Origin of the sequence: Actinoplanes oblitus (assembly GCF_030252345.1) — a bacterium.
Taxonomy (GTDB): domain Bacteria; phylum Actinomycetota; class Actinomycetes; order Mycobacteriales; family Micromonosporaceae; genus Actinoplanes; species Actinoplanes oblitus.
Genome location: NZ_CP126980.1, coordinates 5,777,513 through 5,801,790, shown reverse-complemented (window position 1 = coordinate 5,801,790; position 24,278 = coordinate 5,777,513). Strand labels below are relative to the sequence as shown.

Below are 24,278 nucleotides of genomic sequence, written 5' to 3'. Positions count from 1 at the left end.
CGGTCGTTTTGTTACGCTGAGTAATTACGCGGCGAGGGCGTGGACCGCCGGGCCGCGGTGCGGCTCGATCGTCGTACCGTCCGGAAGCAGCTCTCCGGTGTCCTCGAAGACGATGACGCCGTTGCAGAGCAGGCTCCAGCCCTGTTCGCAGAAGGTCGCCACGGTGCGGGCGGCCTCACGATCGATCGCGTCGGCTGGAGGGCAGGGGGTTCGGTGCTGGCACATCTTGGGTTTACTCCGGTCGGGGGCTGTGTGAAGGTTCACAAAGTCGGGCTCGAACGTTACCTCAGATCGAACGAAAACGGTTCACAGCGGTGACGGCGTCGGCCCGCGGTTTCGCCGTATCGATGGTCCACGCGCAGGGGTCCGGTGACCACTCTCCGGTACCTCCTCTCGGTGCTCCGCCGGCGGCTCCGACCGCCTGCCGTGCCCGTCACCATGCGTTACGTGTCTTCCAGTGGTACCGGAGTGATTCCGGTGACCCTGCCGAGCTTCTGACCGGGTTCCTGGCCGCCAACGGACTCGCGGTGCGAAACCTCGGCCGTTCGGCTGACAAATCTCGGCCGGATGGCCATTCCGATATCTGTGGAGCGTCGCTCTACGTATCCGCCGATGCCGGATGCGTGATGATCAACGCCACGTCCGGCGCCGCCAGTCCGGTCCCGGTGGTCCCGGACGTGTACGCCGTCGTCTGGGTACACGCCGGCCGGGGTGCTCCCGGTTCACCCCAGCATGAAACCGGCTGGCAACTCGGCCCGTGGCGGGCGAGCTGGACGCCGGAGCAGCACGCCGACGCCGTTGAGCAGGTGCGCGAGGCGATCGGGCGGGGCGACGTGTACCAGGTCAACGTCGTCGGGCACGCCTGCGCGCCGTACGTCGGAAATCCGACCGCGGCCCTGCGCCGCGTCGCGGCCCTGCCCGGCGCGAAGTATGGCGGGGTCCTCGGCGACGCCGCGGGGCGCTGGGCGCTCGCCACCGCCTCCCCGGAGACCCTGGTCGAGGTGCGCGACGGGCGGGTGCTGACCCGGCCGATCAAGGGCACCCGCCCGGCCACCGCGGCCGGTCGCCGGGAACTGCTCGCCTCGGCCAAGGAACGCGCCGAGCATGTCATGATCGTCGACCTGGAGCGCAACGACCTCGCCCGGCTGCCCGGTACCGGGCCGGTGCGCGTCGACGAGCTGTTCGCGGTCCGCCGATGGTGCGGTCTCTGGCAGGCCGAATCGGTCGTCTCGGCGCCCCTGGACGGCGACGTCGGGCTCGCCGAACTGCTCCGCGCGGTCTGCCCCGGCGGCAGCGTCACCGGCGCGCCCAAGCTCGCCGCGCTCGACCAGATCGCGGCCCGGGAACCGGTCGGGCGCGGGGTGAGCATGGGCGCCCTCGGCTGGATCGGTCACGATCACCTCGACCTGGGCCTGAGCATCCGGACCGTGGCGGTCGACGGGACCCGGGTGCACGCGTGGGCCGGCGGCGGGATCACCGCCGACAGCGATCCCCAGGCCGAGGTGGCGGAGGCGGCGGCGAAGGCCGGGCCGCTGCGCGCGGCGCTGGAGATGGGTGACACAGCCGGCACATAGTGGCTTCCGAGCCTTCTCTACCCATTGCGTGCCACTCTCGGCGTCCTCCCCCACCAACGGGGGAGGAACGCGTACCTTGGCGCACGCGTTTCACCAGAGACGGTCCACTGTGGCGATGCCCGCCACGGTGGCTGCAGAGAAGGCGACACCCTGGTCATGCTTGAACTCCTCGACCCACCGGCCCCGGCCCCCGGCCGTGCGCCCGCGACGACCGAGGAGTTCACGCGTTTCGCGTCGGACAGTTCGCCGCGGTTGCACAGCACCGCGTTCCAGCTCTGCCGCGACTGGCACCTGGCCCAGGACCTGACCCAGGCCACGCTGACCAAGCTGTTCCTGAGCTGGGAGCGGGCCGCCGGCAGCGAAAACCTTTCGGCGTACGCCCAGAAGGTGCTGTTGCGCACGTACCTCGACCATCGCCGCCGCCGCAGCTCCACCGAAGTGGTGCCGGGGGAGTTGCGGGAGCCGTCCTACTCGGTGGACCGGGACCTGCGGATCACCATGCTGGACGCGCTGGGGCGGCTCCCGGTCCGGGACCGGACGATAGTGCTGCTGCGGTACTTCGCCGATCAGAGCGTCGAGCAGGTGGCGGCGGAGCTGGATGTGCCGATCACTGTGGTGAAGAGTCAGACCCGGCGGTCGCTGATGAAGCTGAAGCAGGTGCTGTCGCGGGAGCGGACGGCCCTCTTCGCGGCGTGAGGAGTGCGGGCGGGCGCGTGTGGCCCGTTCTTTTCGTGGCGTGAGGAGTGCGGGCCGGGCGCCTGTGGCCCGCTCTTTTCGCGGTGTGAGGAGTGCGGGCGGGCGCCTGCGGCCCGCTCTTTTAGCAGCATGAGGGGGCTTGCGGGGGAGCGGTAGTATTTCCGGCGAAGGGGAGTAGTCCTTCGCCGGTCGTTCGACATCCTGGAGCCTTCGGGCACCCGGCGGCCGGGCCTCGGGGTTTCCCGGGGTGGACCAGACCTTCGGCCCTGCAGGTGACGTTGTCGCCGGGACAGGGGCCGGGGTCTCGGTGCCATGTCGGGAGTTCGGTTCCTGCCGCGGCGGGATTGGACCGAGACCGATGACCGCCCTCGCCGACCCTCTTCACCTCGACCCGGCCGCCGTTGCCGGAGGCGTCCTCGTTCCGGCCGGTGCGCGCGACCTTCGTGGCCGGCGGGTCGGTGAGCTGAACTACCCGGCGCGCTCGGTGCTGGTCGTCGCGGGGGTTCCCGGAGCGGGCAAGACCACGCTGCTCAAGCGGCTCTTCCCGCGGCCCGGCGTGCGGCTGCTGGACTCGGAGCGGGCACGTGTCGAGTGGAGTCCGTACTTCGGGGCGGTGCCGTACCGCTACTGGCGCCCGCTGGTGCACGCCGCCCACTACGTGCGGCTGTTCCGGGCCCTGCGCGGCGACGAGTCGATCGTGGTGCACGAGAGCGGTACCCGGTCCTGGGTCCGCAAACTGATCACCGCGGCGGCGACCCGAGCCGGGCGGCGGACCCACCTGCTGCTGCTGGACGTGGCCGCGTCGGAGGCCCTCGCCGGACAGGAAGCCCGCCGGCGCAAGGTGCGGCGGTCGTCGTTCGCCCAGCACTACCGCAACTGGCAGCGGCTGCTCACCGACGTCGCCGACCCGGCACACCGGATCCACCGCGAGGCCGCCACCATCACTGTCATCGACCGCTCCGTGGCCTCCGACCTGACCGCCATCCGCTTCGACGGCCTGCAGCCGGTGGCTTCCGCGGGCGTCTCATTCGCCGGCCTCGTCGGCGCGCCCGCCGTCGGTATCGGTTCCGCCTCGCCTGCCCGGTCCGCTGCTCAGCCTGCCCGGCCCGCCGCCCAGCCTGCCCGGCCAGCTGCCTAGCCGGTTCGGCGCACTGCCGCTGCGTGGCTGAGCCGGCCTTTGTGGCTGTGCTCGCCTCACCCGTACCCTCGGGTCGATCGCGGCCAGGCGGCTAAGCCGCCTCAGTTCGCCTCCGCCTTGATGGTTCGGCGGGTGGGTCAGTGCGGTCTTGCGGCGGTCGGTGCTGATGCCCTGGGGATGTCGGTCAGCGGGTGGCGGCGGCCGCGAGGTGGGTCAGGGCGGCTTTGAGGCGGTCGGTGCTGATGCCCTGAGCGCGCTGGTGGCGGAAGACCTCCGGCGCGAGCGGCGCGAGCAGGGTGTCGGCGAGCGCGTCCGGATCGGCGACGCCGCCCTGCCTCAGCAGTGCCACGACGTGGGCCCGCCAGAATCCGTAGGCGCCGACCGCGAACCGGCGCGGCCCGGCCTCCGCGCCCAGCACCAGGTGGCTGTGCTGCTCCAGCAGGTCCACCATGGCCCCGAAGAAGGCGGCGAGCCGCTCGTGCGGCGGCGCGCCCGGGCCCAGCGGCGGCTCGCCCCGGATCAGAGCTTGCTGCACCGTGCGCTCGTGGTCGTCGAGCAGGGCCGCCGCGATGGACGCCACATCCGGGTAGCGCCGGTAGAGCGTCCCCCGGCCGACCCCGGCAGCCCGGGCGATGTCCTCCATCGTGACCGCCCGGGAATCCCCGGCCGCGAACAGCTGGGCCGCCGCGGCCAGCACCTTGGCCCGGTTGCGGGCCGCGTCCGCGCGTTCCCTCGTCTCCACCACGACAGCCTACGGCACCCCCGGAATAACCGGACACGCCGTCCAGTTGCTAGGGTCAAATAACTGGACGCCGTGTCCGGTTAGACGACCGTCTGTCAGGAGAGCCGACATGCCCTCAGCCACTCCGACGTTGCTGCACCTCGACGCGAGCGCCCGGCGCCGCTCGTTCAGCCGGGAGGTCGGTGACGCCGTCGCCGAAGCCTGGCGCTCGGCCCATCCCGGCGGCCGGTATCTGCACCGGGATCTCGCGCTCACCCCGGTGCCGCAGATCGACGAGGCCTGGACCGAGCTGTGCGACTACGTGCTGGCCCACCAGATCACCGACATCGCCCGGTACGCCGAGGCGGTGCGCACCCCGGAGCAGGCAGCGGCCTGGGCGATCGTCGAACCGCTGCTGGCCGAACTGGTCGCCGCCGACACGGTGCTGATCGCCACGCCGATGTACAACTTCGGCATCCCGGCGTCGCTCAAGGCGTGGATCGACCAGGTCACGTTCCCGAAGATGTCGCTGGCCGGGCGCCGATTCGTGGTGGCCTACGCGCGCGGCGGGGCGTACGGTCCCGGCACCCCGCGCCACCCGGTGGATCATCAGGAGCGGTACCTGCGCGACTTCTTCACCGGGCACTTCGCCGTCCCGGACGCGGCGATGGCCTTCCTCGGCACCGAACTCGTCAACGCCCGCGTCGATCCCGCACTGGCCGGCCGGCGCGACGCGCACGAGGTGTCCCGCTCGGCCGCGCTGACCGCGGCCCGGAAGATCGGCGGGGAATGGTGAGCTGGCTCCTGTTGATCGTCGCCGGCCTGGTCGAGGTCGCCTGGTCCCAGAGCATCAAACCGACGGCCGGCTTCACCCGCCTGGTCCCGACCCTGGTCTGCTTCGTGCTCGCCGCCGTGGCCGTCTACCTGCTGTCGCTCGCGATGAAGGGCCTGCCGGTCGGTACGGCCTACGCGGTGTTCACCGGCATCGGCGCGGTCGGTGCCATCACCCTGGGCGTGATCGTCCACAAGGACCCGCTGACGCCCGGGCGGGTCGCGGCCCTGGCCCTGATCGTGGCGGGGGTCGCCCTGTCCCGGGCGGTCACCCCGGAGGGCTGACCGGCCCCCAGGGGTGGCCTGCCGGTCGAGCGGTGTGCGACGTGGCCGGGCGGTACCGGCGTCTCGCACTCGTTCGGCCGGTGGGCCGGGCCCGGTGCCGTGACAGTGGCTCGCGCGAGGAGTGGTGTTCCGGCCGGTGGGCCGGGCCTGGTGCCGTGACAGTGGCTCGCGCGGGGAGCGGTGTCACGGCCGGTGGGCCGGGCCCGGTGCGGCGACGGTGGCCCGGACGGGAGGCAGTGTCAGGGCGCCCCGGTCAGCCGTGCCCGGGTGCGGGCCGGGGCGGACGCCGGGATCGCGGCGACGATGTCCGCCAGCGTGGTCGCGGCGAGACTCTGCCGCCAGGCGTCGTGGGCCTCGGCCATCTTGCGCGCCAGGATGCACGGGCTGCGGCACTCCTCCGGGCTCAACGCGCCGCGACCCCGCTGCCGGATCTCCCGGCACTCATACGGATCCGAGGCGCCGTCCACCGCCTCGACGATGTCCAGCAGAGTGATCCGCGCGGCGTCCCGGGCCAGCCGGAACCCGCCGCGCGGCCCGGTCGTCGCGGCCAGCACCCCACCCCGGACCAGCGACTGGAGCTGCTTGGCGAGGTAGGCCGCCGGCACGTCGAAATACTGCGCGAGCTGGGTGGCCGACGCGGTGGCGCCCGCCTCCAACTGCGCCAGCGACGCGGCGCAGTGCAACAGCCACTCGGTGCTCACCGGCAGTTTCATGAGGTGATTCTATCGCAGATATTGCGGATCTGCATTGTCCGAGATAGGTTACCGGTGGAGAAAGGAGAGCGTCATGACCAGCATGCGCATCGCCGTCGCCGGAGCGACCGGAAACATCGGAGCCCTCACCGTGGCCGCCCTGGAGCGGGCCGGCCACCAGGTGGTCCGGATCAGCCGATCGCTCGGCGTGGACCTGCTCACCGGCGACGGCCTGGACGCCGCCCTGACCGGTGTCGAGGCGGTCGTCGACGTCACCAACGGCCCGGCTGGCGACCGGGACGAGGCCGTCGCCTATTTCGGTGCTGCCACCGGCAACCTGCTCGCCGCCGCCCGGCGCGCCGGGGTGCGGCACCACGTCCTGCTGTCGATCGTCGGCGTGCACCGGGTCGAGGGCAACGCGCACTACGCCGGCAAGCGCGAGCAGGAGCGTCTGGTCAGCGAGGGGCCGGTGCCGTGGACGATCGTCCCGGCGACGCAGTTCCACGACTTCGCCGCGATGGTGGCCGGCTGGACCGAGCGGGACGGCGCGGCCACCATCGCACCCCTGCTCGTGCAGCCGATCGCGCCCGAGGACGTGGCGGCCGTGCTCGCCGAGATCGCCACCGGCGCACCGCTGGGGCGCTACCGCGACGTCGCCGGGCCGCAGACGCAGGACCTGGTGGACATGGCCCGGCGCACCAACACCGCTCGCGGGCGGGCGGTCACCCTGATCCCCACCTGGTCGTCGCTGTTCGACGTGTCGATGGCCGGCGACGTGCTGCTCCCCGGGCCGGACGCGCGTCTCATGCCGACCACGTTCGACGAGTGGCTGAGCCGGCAGGCGTAACGACCAGATAAGGTTTCAGGCATGACAGTTCGGCCGATTCGGCTCTACGGTGATCCGGTACTGCGTACGCCCGCCGACCCGGTCACCGACTTCGACGCCAGCCTGCGCGAGATCGTCCGGGACCTGGAGGACACCGTCCGGGAGCCGGGCCGCGCCGGAGTGGCCGGCCCGCAGATCGGCGTCGGCCTGCGGGTGTTCTCCTACCACGTGGCGGGCCAGGTGGGCCACCTGGTGAACCCGGTGCTCTCCGATTTCGATGGCGAGCAGGAGGACGAGGAGGGCTGCCTCTCGTTGCCCGGTCTCGGCTATTCCACGAAACGCGCCATGGCGGTCACCGCCCGCGGCTTCGACCAGCACGGCGAGCCGCTGGTGATCCACGGGACCGGTTTCCTGGCCCGGGCCCTGCAGCACGAGACCGACCACCTCGACGGCCGCCTCTACATCGACACCCTCACCGGCGACGTCCGCCGCCAGGCCCTCCGCGAGCTCCGCCGAGTCGTCCCCCGATGACCACCGCCGATCCCGGCCGGTCGCCGGCCACACCGCAGCCCGGCCCGGCACCCGCGGGCCCGGCCACCGCCGCGCCCGCGAGCGCCCGGCCTGTCGCCGAGGGCCCGGTCACCGTCCCGTCCGCGAGCGCCCGGCCCGTCCCCGCGCGATCGGACCCGGCGACCGACACCCGGCGGTTCGCCGCACAGTCGCTGGCGGCGGGCGATGCGACCGGCTGGTTCGAGCGGCTCTATGCCGAGGCGCGGGACGGCCGGGCGAGGGTGCCGTGGGACGTCGCGGCCGCCAGCGTCAACCTGCGCGACTTCCCGCTGCCACCGGGCGAGGGGCGGCGGGCGCTGGTCGTCGGCTGCGGCCCCGGGCGCGACGCCGAGTACCTCGCCACCCGGGGCTATGCGGTGACCGGTTTCGACATCTCGGAGACGGCGATCGCCCTGGCCCGGCAGCGGCACCCCGCCTCGCCTGTCGACTATCGCGTCGCCGACCTGCTGGACCCGCCACCGGACTGGCACCGGGCGTTCGACCTGGTGCTGGAGAGCAACAACGTCCAGGCGCTGCCCGCCGGGATCCGCGCCCGGGCGATCGCCACTGTGGGCGAGTTCGTCGCACCCGGCGGCACCCTGCTGATCCTCGCCGCCGCGGCCACCGACAGCCCGGGGGACGGGCCGCCCTGGCCTCTGACCCGCGCCGAGATCGACGCCTTCGCCACCCCCGGCCTGCGCCAGGTCGCTGTCGAGGAGCTACCGGCCCCGGACTCCCGGCTCGTGATCCGCTGGCGGGCCGTCTTCGTGCGGTGATCTCACGCCGGGTCCCGTGGTTTGAGCCGGCAGCTGGCGGGCCGTCTTCGCGCGGTGATCTCACGCCGGGTCCCGGGGTTGAGCCGCCAGCTGGCGGGCCGTCCTCGCCGGGTGACCTCATGCCGGGCCTTCGGCGTTGAGCCGGCCCTCTAGGCTGCGCTCATGATGACCAAGATCAGGATCGGCTGGCTGGCGGCGGCGACGGCCGCGGTGCTCGCCGCCGGTGCGGGGATCTACTTCTTCACGACACTGGGAAGCGGCGAGGACGACTTCCCGGCGGCCGTCCGTACCGATCTGGCCATCACCGCCCGGGACACCGTCGAACGGATCGCCGTCCCGAACCTCGGTCCGGCCGGCGAACAGCGGGCGTGCAGCGTGTGGGTCGTCGGCGCCGACCCGCCCACGCTGACCGCCGCGGCCCAGGCACGCGCCGTCTACGTCTGGGCCATGTGCGCCTACGGCGGCGACGTCCCGTCGTCGAGCCTGCTGCCGGTCGCCGTGCACCTCACCGACCCGCCGACCGCCGAAGCCCCCGGTGACGGCGCCCTCTACGGCCCGGAGATCGAGCGGATCTTCCCGGAGCGCCTGCGGGACGCCATCCTCGACGACAACCACGCCGCCACCCTGCAGCCGGAGATGAACGACCGGGTCCGCGAGCGGTCCTGAGCGTCAGGCTCCGGCGGGACCGAACGTCAGCTGCCCGTCGTCGATCGCCGTCGCGAGGATCTCGCCCGGCAGCAGGTGCAGATGTTCCCGGAACTCGGGGGAGACCACGAGCCGGGCGATCGCCCGTCCGGCGGTACCGGTGTCGCCGATCTCCCGGGCGGTGCGCACGACCACCGTCAGTTCGTCGGCGGACGGCCCGGCGCCGGACCGGGCCAGGAGCTGGTCGAGGGCGAGGTCCGGCAGGTCGTGTGCGCACAGCCGCTCGGGTGTCACCAAGCTGTCGGCCAGCGCGGCGCCGACGAACGGCGCGGACGCCTCGACGCGGCCCAGTTTCCGCAGCCGGGCGGCGATGTCCAGCAGGGTGCCGACCGCCAGGCGGTGCACTTCCGGTACGAGAGCGGCGGTGTCCGCTCCACCGGCCGACCGCCAGATCGCCCGGCAGAGCTGAGCGCGCACCCGGACCTCCGGCCGGTCCGCCGGGCTGAGAGCGACGGCCCGCCGCGCGGCGTCAGCGGCCGCCGCGCGCCGGCCGTCCGCGCCGAGTCCGTCCGCGTACTCGATGAGCCGCTCCGCGGCGTCCGCACCGGCCAGCTCCACCGCGCGATCGACCGTCGCGGTGGCGGAGATGCCGCTGCGGACCAGCTGGCGGGCGAGTCCGAACAAGACCGCCGCGGACTGCCCGGGCAGCCGGTCCGCCTCGGCGGTGATCAGCTCGGCGCGCTCCGGCGGCGAGCCGGCGAAGGCGGCGGTGTGCAGCAACCCGGCCAGTCCACGGGCCCGGTCCGCGGGCGCCGGGCACGACCGGAGGACGGCGATCGCCTCCTCGGCCGCGCCACTCTCACCGGTCAGCCAGGCGACAGTGAGGGTGACCGCCGCAGTGTCGCCCAGAGCCGCCACCTCGGCGATCAGCGAGCCCAGCGCGGTGGCGTCGCCGCGCCCGGCCAGGCCGGTGCCGACCTCGGCGAACGCGTCGCAGCGCAGGTCCAGGTCGGGGATGCTCCGGGCCATCGCGGCGGCCGCCCCGAGCAGGCCGGCCCCGGCCAGCTCGGCGACGCAGCCGGCGACGTGTTGCTGGAAGAGCAACAGGTCTCCCGCGTCGGCGGCCGCCTCGGCCGCGATGGCCGCCAGGTCCTCGGCTCCGTCGAGCCCGGCCGACGAGAGCGCGACGGCGCCCGCCGTGCAGCCGAGCATGCGGAGGAAGCCACTCGTGTCGGCGGCGTCGCGGGCCGCGGTCACGGCCTCGGTGGCGTAGCTCCGGGCCGCCTCGGCCCGGTCCCGGCCGGCCAGCAGCGCCGCCGCCCGGGCCAGCAGTCGCACCCGGTCGTGCGCCTCGAACCAGTCCGGCCGGTCGGTGAGCAGACGTTCCAGCACCGTCCCGGCCCGATCGGTGAAGCCCGCCGCGACCAGGGTGTCGGTCACCGCCAGCACCAGGTCGGCCTCGCGCTGCGGTTTCCGGCTGCGGCCGGTGGTGTGGACCGCCTCGGCGACCGCGGCGGCGGACTCGTCGGGCCGATCCTGGTCGAGCAGTGTCCGGGCGACCAGGGCGAGCAGCTCACCGGGCCGGTCGGAGACCCGCGCGACGGCCAGCGCGTCCTCCGTCGCGCCGTGCGTGGCCAGGGTGTGCACCAGCGACCGGCTGCCGTAGAACTCGTCGGTCTCGACGGTCGGCGGCGCCGCGCGATAGGCGGCGGCTATCGCGCGCAGTGCGTCCCGGTCGCCGGCCAGCGGGGCCGACCCCGCCAGGCGCGCATAGATCGTCACGCGGACGGCGGGGTCGGGGAGCTCGGCGATCATGGCCAGGATCGGGGTGAGCCAGCCATCGCGGGCCAGCACGCCCAGGTTGCTCAGCTGGTGCCACCGGGACGCGGCGCGGTCGCCGGCGGCGGCCACCTCGATCAGGGCCTGTGCCGTGGCGAGCGCGTCCTCGTGCTGGTCGCGCCGCAGTTCCACACCCATCAGGTGGTTCAGCACCGGCTCACACGGTTCCGGCTCCGCGATGCCGCCGAGGAACGCCCAGAACAGCTCTTCGGGCTCGTCGATCAGCACGTCGGCGGCGGCGATCCGCAGGTCGTCACCGAGGATCACCTCCGACCACTGGCCGGCGACCTCGGCGAGCGACTGCTGGACCCGCTCCGGGTCGCCGAGCGCCAGGGCGGCGCGGGCCGCGGCCGCCGCGTACGCCCTGGCCTCGTCCTGCGCGTAGTCCTTGTGGAACTGAGCGGCCACACCGCCGAGCACGCGCGGGCGGGCGGGGACGGGCACCGCCTCGGCGAACGGGGTGATGTCATCTCGGTGGCCGTCCCGGCACAGGAGCATCCCGGCCAGTACGAGGGTCCAGGTGTCGTACTCCTCGGGAGCGGCGGCGGCCACCAGGTCGATCGCCGCCCCGGCCTGCCCGGCGCGGGCCAGCCGGGCGGCCAGCCGGGCCAGCTGTTCCGCGGCGGCCTCGGCGTCCGCGATCTCGCCGAGTACGGCGGCGGCCTCGCCGGCGCAGCGCACCAGCAGCGGCGCCGGGCAACCGTCCGGCAGCTCCGGGACCAGCGCGAGCAACGCCGCGGCGCGATGCTCCGGCACCTGCGCGAGCAGCTCGACGGCCGCCTCCGCGGCGCCGGTACGGGCCACCCGGACCGCGATCTCGGCAAGCGTCGCCGCCCGGGTCGGCCGGTCGTCGCCCAGCCCGGCCACGGCGGTGGCCCGGGCGAAGTCACCGTCCTCCGCGAGCCGGACCGCCAGGTAGTGGGCGCACACCGCCCGCAGGTCGGGCGGCAGCGCGGCGAGTGAGCGCTCGGCCTCGGCGGTCAGCCCCCGCAGATGCAGGCTGAGCACCATGCCGACGACGGAGCCCTGCCCGGAGGCCGGATCCGGGTGCGCCATGGCGTGCGCCGTCACGGCGGCGACGCGGTCGCGGAGTTCGGCCACGGCCGGGCCGGACGGCTCGGCCAGCACCGCCGTCACCGCCTCCTGAAGCGCCCGGTCCCTCTCCACCAGCGTCAGGGTGTGCGCCATGACGGCCGGGTCGATGTCGTCGCCGGTCGCTTCCAGGAGCCGCACCGCGGCAGTGTGATGATCTTCCTGGGTGCCGGCCCACTGCAGCGCGAGCACCAGCAGTTGCCGGACGGCCGCCTCGCCCGGCCCGACGAGACCCGTCTCGGCCCAGGCGTTCAGCACCAGGCCCAGCGACGTCGCGGTGCCGGCCGGATCGCCGCCCGGCTCGGTGACCCAGCCGATCACCTCTGGTGGGTCCGGATGCCCCGGGCCAGGGAACACCGCGGAGATCAGGCGGGCGACCAGCCCGCGCCGTTCGTGCGGGTCGGGCACGGCCGGTGCCAGCACCAGCGCCCGCGCCGCGATCTCCCGGGCCGCCGCCCGGTCGGTTCTGGCGACCAGGGCGAGCGCCCGAGCGCGGTCCGCTGTGGACCGGATGGCCTCCGCGTGGCCACGGGCGGCCGTGCACAACGCCGTACGCGAAGCTGTGTCGGTTTTGTCGTTTTCACCCGCTGCCCGGGTCAGCACATCGACGCACGCGACCGGACTGCCGGCCGACTGCGCCAACAGCACGGCGGCGCCGACGTCGCGCCGGGCCTCGGCCGCCACCGCCGCGGCGAGCACCTGCAACGCCTCGTCGCGTCCGCGCAGCTCGTCGGCCACCTCCAGCGCCAGGGCCAGCTCGCCGGGCTGCCCGGCGGCGGCGACCCCCACCGCCCGCAGCGCGAAGTCCCGTTCCACGCGGTCCTGGACCGCGCGCGCGAAGGCGTGCGCCGGCCGCGCCCGCCCGGTCCGCACCCAGATCGGCGCGATCTCGCGCGCCACCTTCGCCATGCCGCCGGCGATCGGGTGCCGGGCCAGCGACAGCGCCAGCAGCCGCCGGAGCAGCGCCTCGCCCGGTTCCGCCGAGCGCAGCAAGAGCTCCTGCACGGCCGTGATCTCGTCGTTGTGGGCGGCCGGATGCCCGATGCGTTCCAGCAGCCGCGCGCCCCGCGCCGGCGAGTCGACCAGCGCGGTCAGGATCGCCACGATGCTCGCGCGCCGCTGGTCACCGGGCGGGAGGCCGTCGGCCTCGACAACCAACTGCCTGGGGTACGCCCGGAGCAGGTACCGTGGCGTGTCCCCGGGCCAGCCCCGCTCCCGGTACTCGGCGGCCAGCTCGTCGATGGTGTGCCGGTAATCGTCGAGCACCCCGGCCAGCTGCCGGGCGCTGCCACCGCGGAGCGCGGCATGGCTGAACACCCGGAGGTCCGCGGCCAGCCCGTCCGGGTCCTGGGTGCGCGACACGGTCCGTCCCAGCAGCCCCTCCAGCCGGTCGGACACGGCGACGGCGTCGAGCGGGCCACCGCCGCGCCGGCGTACCAGCAGAGCCAGCTCGGCCGGGCTCAACCCGCCGTACGCGACGGTCAGGAAGCCCAGCAGCGCGGTGGTCTCGTCCCGGCCCTGCCGGACCTGCCTGATCTCCCGCGCGGCGATCTGCTCGATGTCGGCCGCCACCTCGGACGGCTCCAGCACGGTGACCGCGTTCCACAGCGGATGGCCGGCGGGAACCGGCACCGCCACCCCGCTGCGGCTGGAGACCAGCAGGCAGGCGCCGGCCGGCAGGGTCCGCTCGTCGGGCAGCCAGGCGGCGACGGCGAGCCCGCTCTCCCGGGTCAGATCCTCGTCGAGCCCGTCGATCAGGACCAGCAGCCGCCGCCCACGCTGCCGGCCGGCCTCGCCGGCCTCGGCCAGCAGAGTGAGGAACTCGCGCGTCCGCTCCCAGACGACGCCCGACTCCTTCGGGTCCGGCCGCATCGCCAGGGCGGCGAGCTGCGGGTTCAGCAGGCTCAGCACGGTGGCCGCGTCGGCCTGCGCGGTAGTGCTGCGCAGCGCGAACGCCGCCACGTCGACGCCCTCGGGCGGATGCAGCGCGAACCAGGACAGCAGCGCGCTCTTGCCGGTGAAGGCCTCGCCCCGCACCCACCGCCACCGCCCGGACGTGGCGAACCCGGCCAGCTCGTCCAGCTCGGCCTGCCGGCCGATCAGCACCGGCGGCATGAACTCGGCGATCAGGTCGCTGGCGCCGCGCAACTTCAGGTGGCGGGCGGCCGGCGGCGTGGCCGGGAAGAGTTCCGCGGCGGACGGGCCGAGCTGGGGCAACGCCGCCCGCCAGCGGTCCGGGTCCGGGCCGTCGAACAGCGCGGTCAGCGGGCGTACGGTCAGCACCGCCAGCCCCTCGCCCGGATGGTGCTGGCCGACCACCCCGATCAGCCGGCCGGAGACCCAGACGGCCGCGCCGGACATGCCCTCCCAGGGCGAATGTTCCCGGGGCTGGGGGTCCTCCGCGGGCGGCTCGCGCACGGCCAGCTCCAGGGTGCCGGTCTTGGCGTCCGAACCGGGGTTGATCCAGCCGGTCGCCAGCCGCAACTCGCGGAGCAGCACCCCGGGACGCCCGGGCGCCGGACGCACCTTGAAACGGGGGAACCCGGCGAACACCGCCGGGACCGGCTCGGGCAGCTCCCGGTCCAGCCGGCCCAGCAGGACCGGCTCGACGCCGGCCGGTGAGCGGGACAGCGGCAGCAGCGCCAGGTCCGCCTCCGGGTCCAGCAGCGTCGCGGCGAGGTCGACGCCGATGCCGTCGGCGGTCTCCAGCTCCCGGGGCGAACCCAGCCACACCGCGACAGTCCGCGCGCCCGCGACCACGTGCGCCGCGGTGAGGACCAGGCCGGGCGCGACCAGGTATCCGGTGCCGCGCCGGGCGAACCCGTCGGCCCGGTTCACCAGCACTTCGGCGAGCCGGGCGCGGGCCGGATGCCCGGTGCTGCTCATGCCGCGCCTCCTCGCCGAGACGGCCGATCGAGGAGACGCTATCCCCGGCCGCGGGGTTGCTGGAGGCATCGGCCGCTGATCCGACACCCGGCCGGTGAGCCGACCCGCCGGGGGCCACGCCGGCCATCGCCGGCGTGGCCCCCGGCGACGGCCGGTCAGAGATAGGGGCGGGTGATCAGTTCGACCGCGTGACCGGCGGGATCCTTGAAATAGACACCCCGGCCGCCGTGCTCATTGTTGATCTCCCCGGGCCGGCGCATCTGTGGATCCGCCCAGTGCTCGATCCCGGAATCCCGCAGCCGGGCCAATGCCCTGTCGAACAGGTCGTCGTCCAGCAGAAACGCGTAATGCTGCATCTGAATGTCCACCGGCGGTTCGGCGAACTGCAACAGCACCCCGTCGTCGAGCTGAATGTTGGTGAACGGCCCCCACGACGGAGCCGCCGGAGCCTCCAGCAGCTCCCGATAGAAACGCGCCGACTCGGCACGGTCCCGGGACGCGATGATGGTGTGATTGAAGGTGGCTGACAATGGAGCTGACCTCGCACTTCGTAATCGACATCGACAGGGGGAGTCCTGTCGTCGCGGCGGTCCGCGTGCCGATCGAGGGGCGGTCAGCGATCCACCGGGTCGCCAATCCGTGCGTGGCTCGAGGCCGGTCCGGTGTTCACGCCCGGAACCCTATCAGCATTTCGACGATCCGGATCAACCCCATTTCCGGTACGGCGGGGCGCTCCCACCCGTACCGGAAATGGGGTTGATCGGGAACGGGGTTGTCGGGACCGGGCGCGATCAACCGCTCGTCTACCTGGTCAGCGAGCCTTCGGCGGACGGGCCCGCCGCCGGGGACATTTGCGCCTGCCCCTCACGTGAACAACGCCAGCGTCGCTTGCTGCTCGGCGGTGAGGTGAAACGGGGCGTTCTCGCCTGGCACGGGATAGAGCCGGGCGGCCGTCAGGTCCCCGGCCCGTACGCTGGTCGCGACACCGACCTTGACGCCGCGGTCGGTGAACTCGGCGAGCAGCCGCTGCCTGTCGAACAGGTACACCGCCCAGATCGACCAGCGACGGTGCGAGACGGCCCCAGCCGGCTTCGGCGGTCCGCTCAGGACGAGGTAGTAATCGCAAGAGTGTGAGCTGATGTCGATCCCGTCGGCCGCGCTGCCGTACGTCTTGATGTTCACCGTGCGGCCCTCGAGAGGGCCGGAACGGAACCACCCGTCGTGACCGGCCTGAACCGCGGACGGCGCCAGCTCGATGTCGAAGACACACGCCGCGATGAACTCCCCGACGTCGCCCTGCCGTGCGGACCGCTGGGTGATCCCGGCAATCCGCTGCTCGACGTCATCGCGGTCCCGGAGCAGAGCGGCCAGGCTCGCCAACCTGTCATCCATCGGCTGACGGTACCGTCAGCCCGAGAGCGGAAGCGGTCCCGGATTTCTCGGCCGCGCGTCCCGTCGTCCCGATTGGGCTGGGTGGAACGGGGTTGTCGGGGCCGAGTGGTCTTGTTAGCGTGCCGGGGCGGGTCGAGAGGCGCTGCGACGGATGATGATCCGCCACGCTCGGCTCGTTCCACTGTCGCAAGGGCGCCTCCCGCTGGGAGGTGTCCGCCCCCGGCGGCCGAGTTCGTTCTGGGGGTCATGCACGTGGCATCGGACCTGACCGACTTCATCGCCGGCCTGCCCAAGGTGGAACTGCACGTCCACCACATCGGGTCGGCGACACCGCGGACCGTGGCCGGCCTGGCCGAGCGGCACGCCGGGAGCACAGCGGTGCCGGCCGACCCGGCGCTGCTGGCCGAGTACTTCACGTTCACCGACTTCGCGCACTTCGTCGAGGTGTACCTGTCGGTGGTGGACCTGATCCGCGACGCCGCGGACGTGGCCACGCTCACCTACGACATCGGCGCCGGGCTCGCCGCCCAGTCGGTGCGGTACGCCGAGCTGACGCTGACCCCGTACTCGTCGATCGCGCGCGGCATCCCGGCCGAGGCGTACTGCGAAGCGGTGGAGGACGCCCGGCTGCGGGCCGCCCGCGACCACGGCATCCAGCTGCGCTGGTGCTTCGACATCCCCGGCGAGCCGACCATGACGGGCGCCGACGTCACCCTCGACGTGGCACTCGAGCAGCGCCCGGACGGGCTGGTCAGCTTCGGGCTGGGCGGCCCGGAGGCCGGCATCTCCCGCGCCCGGTACGCCGGCCACTTCGCCGCCGCCCGGGCAGCCGGGCTGCGCAGCGTCCCGCACGCCGGCGAGTCGACCGGGCCGGAGTCCGTCTGGGAAGCGGTGCGCCACCTGGGCGCGGAACGTATCGGCCACGGCATCGCGGCGGCCGGAGACCCCGAACTGATGGCACACCTGCGCGAGCACGACATCGCGTTGGAGGTCTGCCCGACCTCCAACGTCCGCACCCGCTCGGTGCCGTCGCTGGCCGAGCATCCGTTACCGCGGCTGGTGGCGGCGGGTGTCCCGGTGACCATCAACTCCGACGACCCGCCGATGTTCGCCACCACCTTGAACCGCGAGTACCAGGTGGCCGCGGAGCTCCTCGGCCTGGACGAGCGCGGGGTCGCCGAACTGGCCCGCCAGGCCGTGCGGTACTCGTTCCTCGACGACCCGGGCAAGAGGGCGGTACTGGCCGAGATCGACGCCTACGTCACCGGTTTCTCCCGCGACGCGTCAGCGGGCGGCTCGCGCTGACTGCCGCCGGTCACGACAAGGGCAGGGGACGCGATCCCGTATCCGTCTTCGTTGGTCATGGCGGCCGACATCGCGGCGGGAGCAGTGCCGCCTACCCGATCACCGAGGCCGGCACCTCCTGCAGGCCGCCGGACGAGTGGCTGACCAGCACCGCGGTCTCGCCGGGTGTCCAGCGCACGGCGGCGCCCCAGCCGGCCGGCGTGCGCAACGGCAGCACGCCGGCGAGGGTGCCGGACCGGACGTCCCACAGGCGGACCGCGTCGGCGTGCCCGGTCGTCAGCAGGCCGGCGGCGGACATGCAGGCGTCGCCGGTCACGGCCGGGATGGTGATCGCGTCGTGCAGTTCGGTGCGCGCGGCGATGTCCAGCACCCGCAGTGTCGCGGTCTCCTCGCGACTGTCCAGGGTGACCAGCAGCGTGTGGTCGGGTGTCACGTAGAGCCGCGAGCGGTAGCCGCCGTGCTCGCACCCGCCGGTCTCGGCGAATCCCTTGATCTCGTAGGTCCGGAACCCGGTCGCCCAGCGCAGGTCGAAGGTGGCGGACCCCGGCGTGTACGCGATCGTCCCGAGCACGTACGGCGCCTTGGCCTGCGCGCGGACCTCCAGGGTCAGCGCGTCGAGCCGGTAGAACACGCCGTTGCGGTACCCCTTCGAGCAGGCGACCAGCACCTCGCCCCGGTCGGTCAGCGATGCCGCGGCCACCACGTTGCCGTCCAGCCGCTCGCTGCGGGCCGCTGGCTCCGGGTCACCGACGGTGAACCGCAGCAGGCGTTCCCGGTCGCCGGCGAACAGCGTCCCGCCGTCCAGCGCGACGCCGTGGTAACGGGCGACGGTCGGCACGTCGATCGTCGCGGTGAACAGCGGTGCCGGCCGGCCCCGCTGCCACACGCAGACCCGGTTGTCCTCGCCGGTCGTGGCGAACCGGTCGCCGTCGAACGACACGGCGACGACGGACCGGGAGTGCCCGTCGCCCAACTCGGGAACCTCTGTCGTACCGGGCCGCAACAGCATCGGGCGGGAGTCCCGGCCACTTCCGACGACAGTGTCGCCGACGGCGGACAACCGGGTCATGTATCCGCGGTGCGTCCAGGTGTGCCGCACCGCCCCGGTCGACGGGTCGAGCTCGCGGCAGTCGCCGAACCGGACCGAGACGACCCGCTCGCCGTGGACCAGAACCGGGCCGTACGAGTCGATCTCCCAGTCGACGGTCCCGGTCGACGGATCGACGGCCGCTGTCGACCCCTTCCAGGAGTAGGCGATCAGCCGCCCGGACGGGGTGATCCCGGCCAGCGACGCGCCGTCCTTCGGCGACACCCACAGGCTCGTGGCCTTCGGCTTCTTCGCGCTCGGCGTCCAGCCGAGCACCCGCGGCCCGGCCGCCGCCACCACCACGTCGTGCGCCGCGGAGACGGCCACCGCGGTGACCGGCGCGCGGGGCCCGGTCAGCGTGTGCCGGACAGTCCCGGTCGGCACGTCCACGAGCAGCACGTTCCCGGTACGACCCTTGTTCGTCCCGACCGCGGCCAGCGTCCCGTCCGGCGACAGGGCGAGGCAGGTCGCCTCGTCGGGCAGGTCGATCCGGTGCGTGGTGCCGTCCACGATCAGGGCCAGTGTGTACGGCTCGGCGGTGAGCGCCGCGATCGTCCCGCCACTCATCGCCAGCCGGTACACCGGGCCGCCGGCGTCGAACTCCGCCCGCGGCGTCAGCTCCGGCAGGGTCAGCAGCGTGACGGTGTCCGGCCGGTCCGCCGGCGCCACCGCCACCACATCGGCGTGGGTGGTCACCGCCTTGACCCGGGGCCCGGTCGTCACCGCGCCGGTTGCCATGTCGATCACGTCGACCCGTCCGTGGTCGACCGCCAGAAGCGTCCGCCCGTCGTCGGTACCGACGAATCGCACCAGCCAGTGCTCCGCCCGGAACGCCGCCGACCCGTACTCGATGATGCCGTCCCCGTCGATCATCGATAGATCAAAGCATTCCGGTCATCCGGCCCTCGCCGGGGTGGGAGTCAGCAGAGCGCTGAGGCCGGCGATCGAGACGTCGACGGCGAAGGCCCAGACGAGGATCGTCGTCACGTCGTTGAGCGTTCCCGTCCAGCTGGACAGGAACAGCCCGTAGCCGACGAGCAGCACGATCGCCACGGCGACCAGCGTGTGCACGAGCAGCACGCCCGCCCCGGCGACGGCCAGCACGATGCCGCGGCTCGCCGCGTTCCACCGGTCCCTCGCCGGGGACCGGTTCGGCAGGATCGCCAGCCGCGGCTGGGGCACCGGCGTGGCCTCGGAGACCGTACGCGTCGCCGCCATGATCGTGGTGGCCTCGTCGCCCAGGAGCACCGGACTGGTCGGTGCCGTCGTGGTGCCCAGCTTGCCGAGTACCACCTGCAGCGCGCCCGCCATGTCCCCGCTGGCCAGCATGGCGTCCACGGCTGGCTCCTGGGCGGCCCTCAGCGGACGCCGGATGGCGTCCTGCTCGGCCGTGACGAGTTCGGAGATCACCCGCGCGAGCGGTTCCGCCGCCGTGGCCGGGTCGTCGCCGGCGGCGCGGGCCCCGGCGCGAGCCGACCGCGTCGCCGCGGTGAGGTCCGCGACGTCCTGCTGGTGCTCGGCGAGCGTCTTCGCCAGCAGGTCGGCCTCCTCGGCGACACCGTTGAGGTAGGGCCGCAGGGCCGCGAAGCGCTGCACGGTCTGGTCCGCCTCGCGCAGGCGCCGGGCGAGGTCCGCCGTGGTCGCGGGACTGGCCACGGCGGACACGGGCACGCCGCTCCGGGCCAGCAGCACGGCTGTCCGCAGCTGTCCGAGCGACCCTTTGTCGCGGTCGCCGAGGGCGTTCGCCAGGTCGGTGAGCCCGGCGAGTGCCAGGGCACCCCAGTCGCCGGCTTCGCGGACGAGGTCGTCGACCGCCCGGTCCACGTCCGTCAGCGCGTCCCGCGCGCCGCCCCGGTTGCGGGCGTCCAGGGCGGCGTCCGCTCGCGCCAGGGCGGCGCGCGCCGCGCCGACGCCATCGGCCAGGCTCGCCGGCAGTCTCCAGTCGGAGCGCAGGATCGTCGCCGGGGCGCGGTACCGATCGTCCAGCCCGGTCAGCTCGGCCTGCAACGCCTCCAGCCGCTGGGCGACAGCGGTGCGGATCGCGGCGGCTGTGGTCGTCACCCCGGCGCCGCGCGCCGCGTGCAGGGCGGCTCGGCGCTCGGCGAGGAAGGCGCCGAACTCCTCGTCCGGGTACTGTCCGGCGAGGCTGGTCAGATCCGCCTCCAGTTGCCTGCGGTCGATCTCCCGGGCCCGCCACGCGGCCGCTCGCGGAAGCAGGGTCCGCACGGCGAGACCGAGCAGCACGCCGAGGATCAGGAACACCGCGATGAGGCCGGGATGACGCCGGGTGGTCACCGAGAAGGTGACCGGGACCGGGTCGCTCAGCTGAGGTGAGGAGATCTGCACCGTACGGGTCACCGTCCCGGGGCCGGCGGTCCCGGCGACGGTGTACGGCACGTCGGTGTGGCCGCCCGGCTCGACGGGAACCGCGACGGTGCCGACCCGGATCTGCGGGTCGTCCGGTTCCACCTGGAACGCGGACATGGTGACGAGCCGGGTCCCCGACGCGGCGAACACCGTCAGCCGGGGCAGTCGCTCCTCGGTCGTACCGCCCGGGAGCAACGGCAGGGTCCGTTTGACAGTGACCGTCGCCGGGGTGACCACCCGGCCGGGCGGGCGGGTCAGGGTCACCGTGACGAGCTGCCGCTGGTCGCCGCGGGTCACCGAGAGCAGGATCTCGTACGCGCCGGGTGTGGCCAGCCGGTCGGTGCTGACCCGGAGTTCCAGGGCCGGCACCGCGGCGGTGATCCATGGTTCGACGGCGCCGGCCACGTCGAGCTGCTCCTTGTCGAGCAGGACCCGCTGCACCGCGACCTCGGGCGCGGGATCCAGCGGCACACCGGGGGCAGCGGTCAGCGGGAAACTGACGATCGCCGAAGCCCTCGGCGGCAGCGTGGCGGTCGTGCCGTCGCTGACCACGATCAGGTCGGCCGCCGCGGCTGCGGGAACATCCAGCAGCGGCCCGCCGGCCAGCGCCAGGACGAGCAGGATCGTGCCGGTGATCCGGCCGGGCCTACTGACGCACCAGCGCGAGCTCGGCCGGCCCGAACGCGGCGAAAGCGAGGCCACGGGCGTCCCCTTTGTCGATGACGATGCGGTGCCGGGCGGCGCGGACGGCTCCGGCGAACGGCAGGGCCCGGCCGATCGGCTCGGCGCCGGCCAGGGCGGCCAGCACGTTGATGGCGAAGTCGGCGGCGAGATCGGAATAGACGTCGCACTCGGTCCCCAGCACCGCACCGGCGCCCACCCCGTTGAGGGCGGCGAGGAAGCTGCTCATCGCGGTCGGCGCCGGCGCCGCGGACCCGCAGGACAGCAGCATCACGATGGACTGGGGCGGCTGCCAGGAGCCGTTCTGCCTGCGCCGCCGGGTGATCTCCTTGGCCTGCAGCCACCCGTCCGCCGTCCGCAGGGCGATCCGCGAGCCCACCGGTTCCGACACCACATCGGTGGTCTTGTGGTGGCCCAGCACGATCACCACCGCCGGGCGATCGGCGCTGAACAGGCTGTCCAGCAGCCGATCGGTGCTGCCCAGGTGCCGCACCCTCGGTGGCGGGAAGACCGCCGACAGCCGGCCGACGAGGTCGCCGGTCGCCGCGGGATCCACCCCGAGGGCCACCAGCACGCTCGGCTCGGTGATCCGCAGCGTACCGGGCAGGTCGGTCTCGCGGGGCGCGGCCAGCAGCTCCTCGACGTGGTGGCGGATGCCCCAGAAGCCGTACACGCAGACCACGCCGTCGGTGGAGTGGTGCGTGCAGCGCCGGCCCTCCTCGGTGCGGCCGAAGCAGACCGGCGGCGACTCGTCGCCGTAGCGGAAGTCCGGCAGATCCCAGTCGTAGACCAGCGACCACGGCACCGACTCGGCCGGGTCGGCGCGGATGATCTGCAGCGTCTCGTCCTCGCGCCGGCACACCGCGGCCAGCGCGTCGGCCTCCTCCCGGAGGCGGTCGAACAGGAAGGTGAACAAGTCGCTGCCCCGCACGGCGAGGCGCCAGAGGGCCTCCGCGGAGGAGATCGCGCGGTTCACGTTGGCGGTGAGGATCTGCCGTACCTCCCGGGCGACCTCCTCGCCGCGGTCGTGGTCGATCGGCAGGGTCACGGCCAGGTCCTCGCCCTTGACGAACAGCCGATGGCCCCGCGCGCCGTCACTGTTGACGGTCAGCGACAGGGCACGCCGGCCGAGTGCGCCGAGGTTCCCCCAGTCCCGGGTGGCGCTGTGCTGCAGGCCGGCCGAGGCCACCATGCCCGGGTGCGTCCGCTCCGCCTCCTCGACGAGCAGGTCGAGCCGGAAAGTCTGCAGAAGGTTGTCCCGGTGGTAGAGGCTCACCCGGGCCCACGCCGGGCCGGCCGCCCCGGCCACCAGCGGGAAGGTCAGCACCGGGGAGGGCCCGGACGGCGGCAGCCGCAGCACCCGGGTCGCTTCGCCCACCACCGTCATCGTGTCGGTGAAGACGGCGACGTGCAGGTCGTGCCCGCGACGGTCGTCGGGCAGCAACATGTCGACGGAGGGCAGCTCGCCGACCACCAGGCTCTGCGGCCAGGCGGCGCCGATCTGCACCTCCAGGTCGTACCGTTGCCCCGCCGCGAGGGAACACACGTGCTCGACGTAGCTGGTGCGCACGCCGGGCGGGCCGACCTGATCGCCGCGCCGGCGCAGTCCCAGGTTCACCACCCGGACACCGTCCCGGGTCACCGTCGGATCCGTTCCGGGCGCGAAGGCCGAGGCGAGCTCGCGGGCCGCCCGCTCGGCGTCGGCCACGGCCTTGCGCGCGATCGCCAGCGGGATCAGCCCGTGCGCCTCCCCGGTGAAGCTGAACTCCAGGTGGCGGGCGGCGTCGACGTCCGCGATCAGCGACCTGCCGAGCTCGTGCTGCTCGGGCGGGAACATCGACGCCACCGTGGTGCTTCCGGTGCCGGCGCCGATCGTCCCGGACAGGGCCACGACGCTGCCCTCGACACTGTCCCAGGCCGCCGTCAGGCGCAGGTCGTGCAGGGCATCGGGCGAGGCCGACAGGGCGATCACGCGACCCTGCGCGTCGTGGTGGGTTGCGGCCTCGCGGACGGCTTCGTGCAGGGGCAGGTCGCGGCTCACGCCTCGCAGCAGCAGAGCGATGATGTCGAGCTGGACGGCGTCGGGCGGCCCCGCCACGGTGATCACGCTGCGGGCCAGTGGCAGCACACTCTCCGGGTCGGTGTGCGCCGCGGCCGGGCCGGCCCCGAGCACGATGGCCGCGCGTATCCCCGCACTGGACCCCGCGGCGGTCAGCGCCCGGGCGTCGTAGGCGTCCAGCACGAGCACGTCGACGTCGCCCTCCGGCTGGCGGCGGATCACGTCGGCGGGCTCGTCCAGCCAGGTGATGTCGGCCAGGTGCGCCTGCAGCGACTCGTCCGGACTGGACCAGGGTGTCTGCTCGACCCGCCGCAGCGCGTCGGCGCCTCGCTCGCCAACACCGACGATCGTCAGCGGCAGCACGAACGGCGCGACCTGCCCGAACGCCGGGCGATCGTGGACAGCGACCCACCGTGGCGGCTCGTTCGACGGCGGCAGAACCTGCGACACCAGCACGTCGGAGCGGATGAGCGCGAGTTCCCGGGGGACCGACACGAAGATCGGGAGAGCGGGTGGGGAGGAGCTTCCGGTACGGAAGTCGGGCAACGCCCCCACCGCGTCCCGGAATATCCGCCACACCGCGGTGGGGCGCCGGAGCACCAGTGGCGGCGTCAGCTCCGTCGCGGGGATCGAGACGTCGTCCCAGCCGTACGCCCCGCGACCCGGCCGTGGAGGTGTGACACGCCGGCCGCGGTGGTCGGTGACGCCGACCGCGAACTGCCCATCCACCTGCAGCTCGAAGCTGAGCCGGAGCCAGACGCGGGGAACCTCGAGTTCCATGGCGTCACCTCGCCATCGGTCCTGACCGGACCATCGCCGGTAGCCACCAGGCTAGGA

19 protein-coding genes are annotated in these 24,278 nt (G+C 73.7%); 10 read left to right on the top strand and 9 right to left on the bottom strand.

Annotated elements, in window-relative coordinates:
- Positions 1 to 24: 24 nt before the first annotated feature.
- Positions 25 to 225, bottom strand: coding sequence for a DUF5999 family protein (locus Actob_RS26175; RefSeq protein WP_189335706.1), 201 nt, complete (start codon positions 223 to 225; stop codon positions 25 to 27).
- A gap of 122 nt (positions 226 to 347) precedes the next feature.
- Between Actob_RS26175 and Actob_RS26170 the strand changes: the two genes are divergently transcribed.
- The 3 genes from Actob_RS26170 (at position 348) to Actob_RS26160 (ending at position 3,408) form a co-directional block, all read left to right on the top strand.
- Entirely contained in the window at positions 348 to 1,574 is a 1,227-nt protein-coding gene (locus Actob_RS26170; protein WP_284922390.1) for a chorismate-binding protein, read from the top strand.
- A 156-nt stretch (positions 1,575 to 1,730) separates the two neighbouring features.
- Positions 1,731 to 2,270 (top strand): sigma-70 family RNA polymerase sigma factor, encoded by a 540-nt coding sequence (locus tag Actob_RS26165; RefSeq protein ID WP_284914467.1) that lies wholly within the window; start codon positions 1,731 to 1,733, stop codon positions 2,268 to 2,270.
- 358 nt (positions 2,271 to 2,628) lie between these two features.
- Positions 2,629 to 3,408 (top strand): AAA family ATPase, encoded by a 780-nt coding sequence (locus tag Actob_RS26160; protein WP_284914466.1) that lies wholly within the window; start codon positions 2,629 to 2,631, stop codon positions 3,406 to 3,408.
- A gap of 184 nt (positions 3,409 to 3,592) precedes the next feature.
- On the opposite strand, the gene Actob_RS26155 is transcribed toward Actob_RS26160, so the two are convergent.
- On the bottom strand, positions 3,593 to 4,150 hold the full coding sequence (locus Actob_RS26155) for a TetR/AcrR family transcriptional regulator (protein ID WP_284914465.1): 558 nt from the start codon (positions 4,148 to 4,150) through the stop codon (positions 3,593 to 3,595).
- 109 nt (positions 4,151 to 4,259) lie between these two features.
- Between Actob_RS26155 and Actob_RS26150 the strand changes: the two genes are divergently transcribed.
- Both Actob_RS26150 and Actob_RS26145 read left to right on the top strand, forming a co-directional pair.
- A complete protein-coding gene (locus tag Actob_RS26150) occupies positions 4,260 to 4,925 on the top strand; it encodes an FMN-dependent NADH-azoreductase (protein ID WP_284914464.1) in 666 nt (221 codons plus the stop codon).
- Entirely contained in the window at positions 4,919 to 5,245 is a 327-nt protein-coding gene (locus tag Actob_RS26145; RefSeq protein WP_284914463.1) for a DMT family transporter, read from the top strand. The genes Actob_RS26150 and Actob_RS26145 overlap by 7 nt, the downstream gene beginning before the upstream one ends.
- A 239-nt stretch (positions 5,246 to 5,484) precedes the next feature.
- Here the strand turns inward: Actob_RS26145 and Actob_RS26140 are convergent, their stop codons facing one another.
- The gene (locus tag Actob_RS26140) at positions 5,485 to 5,958 is read right to left on the bottom strand and encodes an RrF2 family transcriptional regulator (protein ID WP_284914462.1); all 474 of its coding nucleotides are present in this window, start codon (positions 5,956 to 5,958) and stop codon (positions 5,485 to 5,487) included.
- Between the two features lie 82 nt (positions 5,959 to 6,040).
- On the opposite strand from Actob_RS26140, the gene Actob_RS26135 reads away from it, so the two are divergent.
- The 4 genes from Actob_RS26135 (at position 6,041) to Actob_RS26120 (ending at position 8,754) form a co-directional block, all read left to right on the top strand.
- Positions 6,041 to 6,784, top strand: coding sequence for an SDR family oxidoreductase (locus Actob_RS26135; RefSeq protein WP_284922389.1), 744 nt, complete (start codon positions 6,041 to 6,043; stop codon positions 6,782 to 6,784).
- A gap of 21 nt (positions 6,785 to 6,805) precedes the next feature.
- Positions 6,806 to 7,294, top strand: coding sequence for a peptide deformylase (locus Actob_RS26130; protein ID WP_284914461.1), 489 nt, complete (start codon positions 6,806 to 6,808; stop codon positions 7,292 to 7,294).
- A complete protein-coding gene (locus tag Actob_RS26125; protein ID WP_284914460.1) occupies positions 7,291 to 8,088 on the top strand; it encodes a class I SAM-dependent methyltransferase in 798 nt (265 codons plus the stop codon). Before Actob_RS26130 ends, Actob_RS26125 begins: the two co-directional genes overlap by 4 nt.
- Before the next feature lie 162 nt (positions 8,089 to 8,250).
- Positions 8,251 to 8,754 carry a hypothetical protein gene (locus Actob_RS26120; RefSeq protein ID WP_284914459.1) on the top strand — a complete coding sequence of 168 codons (504 nt, stop codon included), beginning with the start codon at positions 8,251 to 8,253 and terminating at the stop codon, positions 8,752 to 8,754.
- Between the two features lie 3 nt (positions 8,755 to 8,757).
- Here the strand turns inward: Actob_RS26120 and Actob_RS26115 are convergent, their stop codons facing one another.
- The 3 genes from Actob_RS26115 to Actob_RS26105 all read right to left on the bottom strand — a co-directional run bounded on the left by Actob_RS26115 (position 8,758) and on the right by Actob_RS26105 (position 15,942).
- Positions 8,758 to 14,550, bottom strand: coding sequence for a trypsin-like peptidase domain-containing protein (locus Actob_RS26115; RefSeq protein ID WP_284914458.1), 5,793 nt, complete (start codon positions 14,548 to 14,550; stop codon positions 8,758 to 8,760).
- A 155-nt stretch (positions 14,551 to 14,705) separates the two neighbouring features.
- Complete coding sequence (locus tag Actob_RS26110) at positions 14,706 to 15,080, bottom strand: VOC family protein (RefSeq protein WP_284914457.1); 375 nt, start codon at positions 15,078 to 15,080, stop codon at positions 14,706 to 14,708.
- Positions 15,081 to 15,414: 334 nt separating this feature from the next.
- On the bottom strand, positions 15,415 to 15,942 hold the full coding sequence (locus Actob_RS26105) for a DUF6998 domain-containing protein (protein WP_284914456.1): 528 nt from the start codon (positions 15,940 to 15,942) through the stop codon (positions 15,415 to 15,417).
- Positions 15,943 to 16,188: 246 nt separating this feature from the next.
- Between Actob_RS26105 and Actob_RS26100 the strand changes: the two genes are divergently transcribed.
- Complete coding sequence (locus tag Actob_RS26100) at positions 16,189 to 17,247, top strand: adenosine deaminase (protein WP_284914455.1); 1,059 nt, start codon at positions 16,189 to 16,191, stop codon at positions 17,245 to 17,247.
- 91 nt (positions 17,248 to 17,338) lie between these two features.
- Here Actob_RS26100 and Actob_RS26095 read toward each other — a convergent pair whose 3' ends face one another.
- The 3 genes from Actob_RS26095 to Actob_RS26085 are packed head-to-tail and all read right to left on the bottom strand — an operon-like array spanning position 17,339 to position 24,221.
- Positions 17,339 to 19,207, bottom strand: a complete 1,869-nt coding sequence (locus Actob_RS26095) for a WD40 repeat domain-containing protein (RefSeq protein WP_284914454.1) — start codon at positions 19,205 to 19,207, stop codon at positions 17,339 to 17,341.
- Between the two features lie 21 nt (positions 19,208 to 19,228).
- On the bottom strand, positions 19,229 to 21,403 hold the full coding sequence (locus Actob_RS26090) for a COG1361 family protein (protein WP_284914453.1): 2,175 nt from the start codon (positions 21,401 to 21,403) through the stop codon (positions 19,229 to 19,231).
- Positions 21,348 to 24,221 (bottom strand): CHAT domain-containing protein, encoded by a 2,874-nt coding sequence (locus Actob_RS26085; RefSeq protein WP_284914452.1) that lies wholly within the window; start codon positions 24,219 to 24,221, stop codon positions 21,348 to 21,350. The genes Actob_RS26090 and Actob_RS26085 overlap by 56 nt, the downstream gene beginning before the upstream one ends.
- Positions 24,222 to 24,278 lie beyond the last annotated feature (57 nt).

Excerpts from the sequence above, each read along its gene's own strand:
- Actob_RS26095 (WP_284914454.1), bottom strand. The coding sequence starts at position 19,207 with ATGATCGACGGGGACGGCATCATCGAGTACGGGTCGGCGGCGTTCCGG.
- Actob_RS26120 (WP_284914459.1), top strand. The coding sequence starts at position 8,251 with ATGATGACCAAGATCAGGATCGGCTGGCTGGCGGCGGCGACGGCCGCG.
- Actob_RS26140 (WP_284914462.1), bottom strand. The coding sequence starts at position 5,958 with ATGAAACTGCCGGTGAGCACCGAGTGGCTGTTGCACTGCGCCGCGTCG.
- Actob_RS26085 (WP_284914452.1), bottom strand. The coding sequence starts at position 24,221 with ATGGAACTCGAGGTTCCCCGCGTCTGGCTCCGGCTCAGCTTCGAGCTG.
- Actob_RS26170 (WP_284922390.1), top strand. The coding sequence starts at position 348 with ATGGTCCACGCGCAGGGGTCCGGTGACCACTCTCCGGTACCTCCTCTC.
- Actob_RS26175 (WP_189335706.1), bottom strand. The coding sequence starts at position 225 with ATGTGCCAGCACCGAACCCCCTGCCCTCCAGCCGACGCGATCGATCGT.
- Actob_RS26165 (WP_284914467.1), top strand. The coding sequence starts at position 1,731 with ATGCTTGAACTCCTCGACCCACCGGCCCCGGCCCCCGGCCGTGCGCCC.
- Actob_RS26115 (WP_284914458.1), bottom strand. The coding sequence starts at position 14,550 with ATGAGCAGCACCGGGCATCCGGCCCGCGCCCGGCTCGCCGAAGTGCTG.
- Actob_RS26100 (WP_284914455.1), top strand. The coding sequence starts at position 16,189 with ATGCACGTGGCATCGGACCTGACCGACTTCATCGCCGGCCTGCCCAAG.
- Actob_RS26135 (WP_284922389.1), top strand. The coding sequence starts at position 6,041 with ATGCGCATCGCCGTCGCCGGAGCGACCGGAAACATCGGAGCCCTCACC.
- Actob_RS26150 (WP_284914464.1), top strand. The coding sequence starts at position 4,260 with ATGCCCTCAGCCACTCCGACGTTGCTGCACCTCGACGCGAGCGCCCGG.
- Actob_RS26125 (WP_284914460.1), top strand. The coding sequence starts at position 7,291 with ATGACCACCGCCGATCCCGGCCGGTCGCCGGCCACACCGCAGCCCGGC.
- Actob_RS26145 (WP_284914463.1), top strand. The coding sequence starts at position 4,919 with ATGGTGAGCTGGCTCCTGTTGATCGTCGCCGGCCTGGTCGAGGTCGCC.
- Actob_RS26130 (WP_284914461.1), top strand. The coding sequence starts at position 6,806 with ATGACAGTTCGGCCGATTCGGCTCTACGGTGATCCGGTACTGCGTACG.
- Actob_RS26105 (WP_284914456.1), bottom strand. The coding sequence starts at position 15,942 with ATGGATGACAGGTTGGCGAGCCTGGCCGCTCTGCTCCGGGACCGCGAT.
- Actob_RS26160 (WP_284914466.1), top strand. The coding sequence starts at position 2,629 with ATGACCGCCCTCGCCGACCCTCTTCACCTCGACCCGGCCGCCGTTGCC.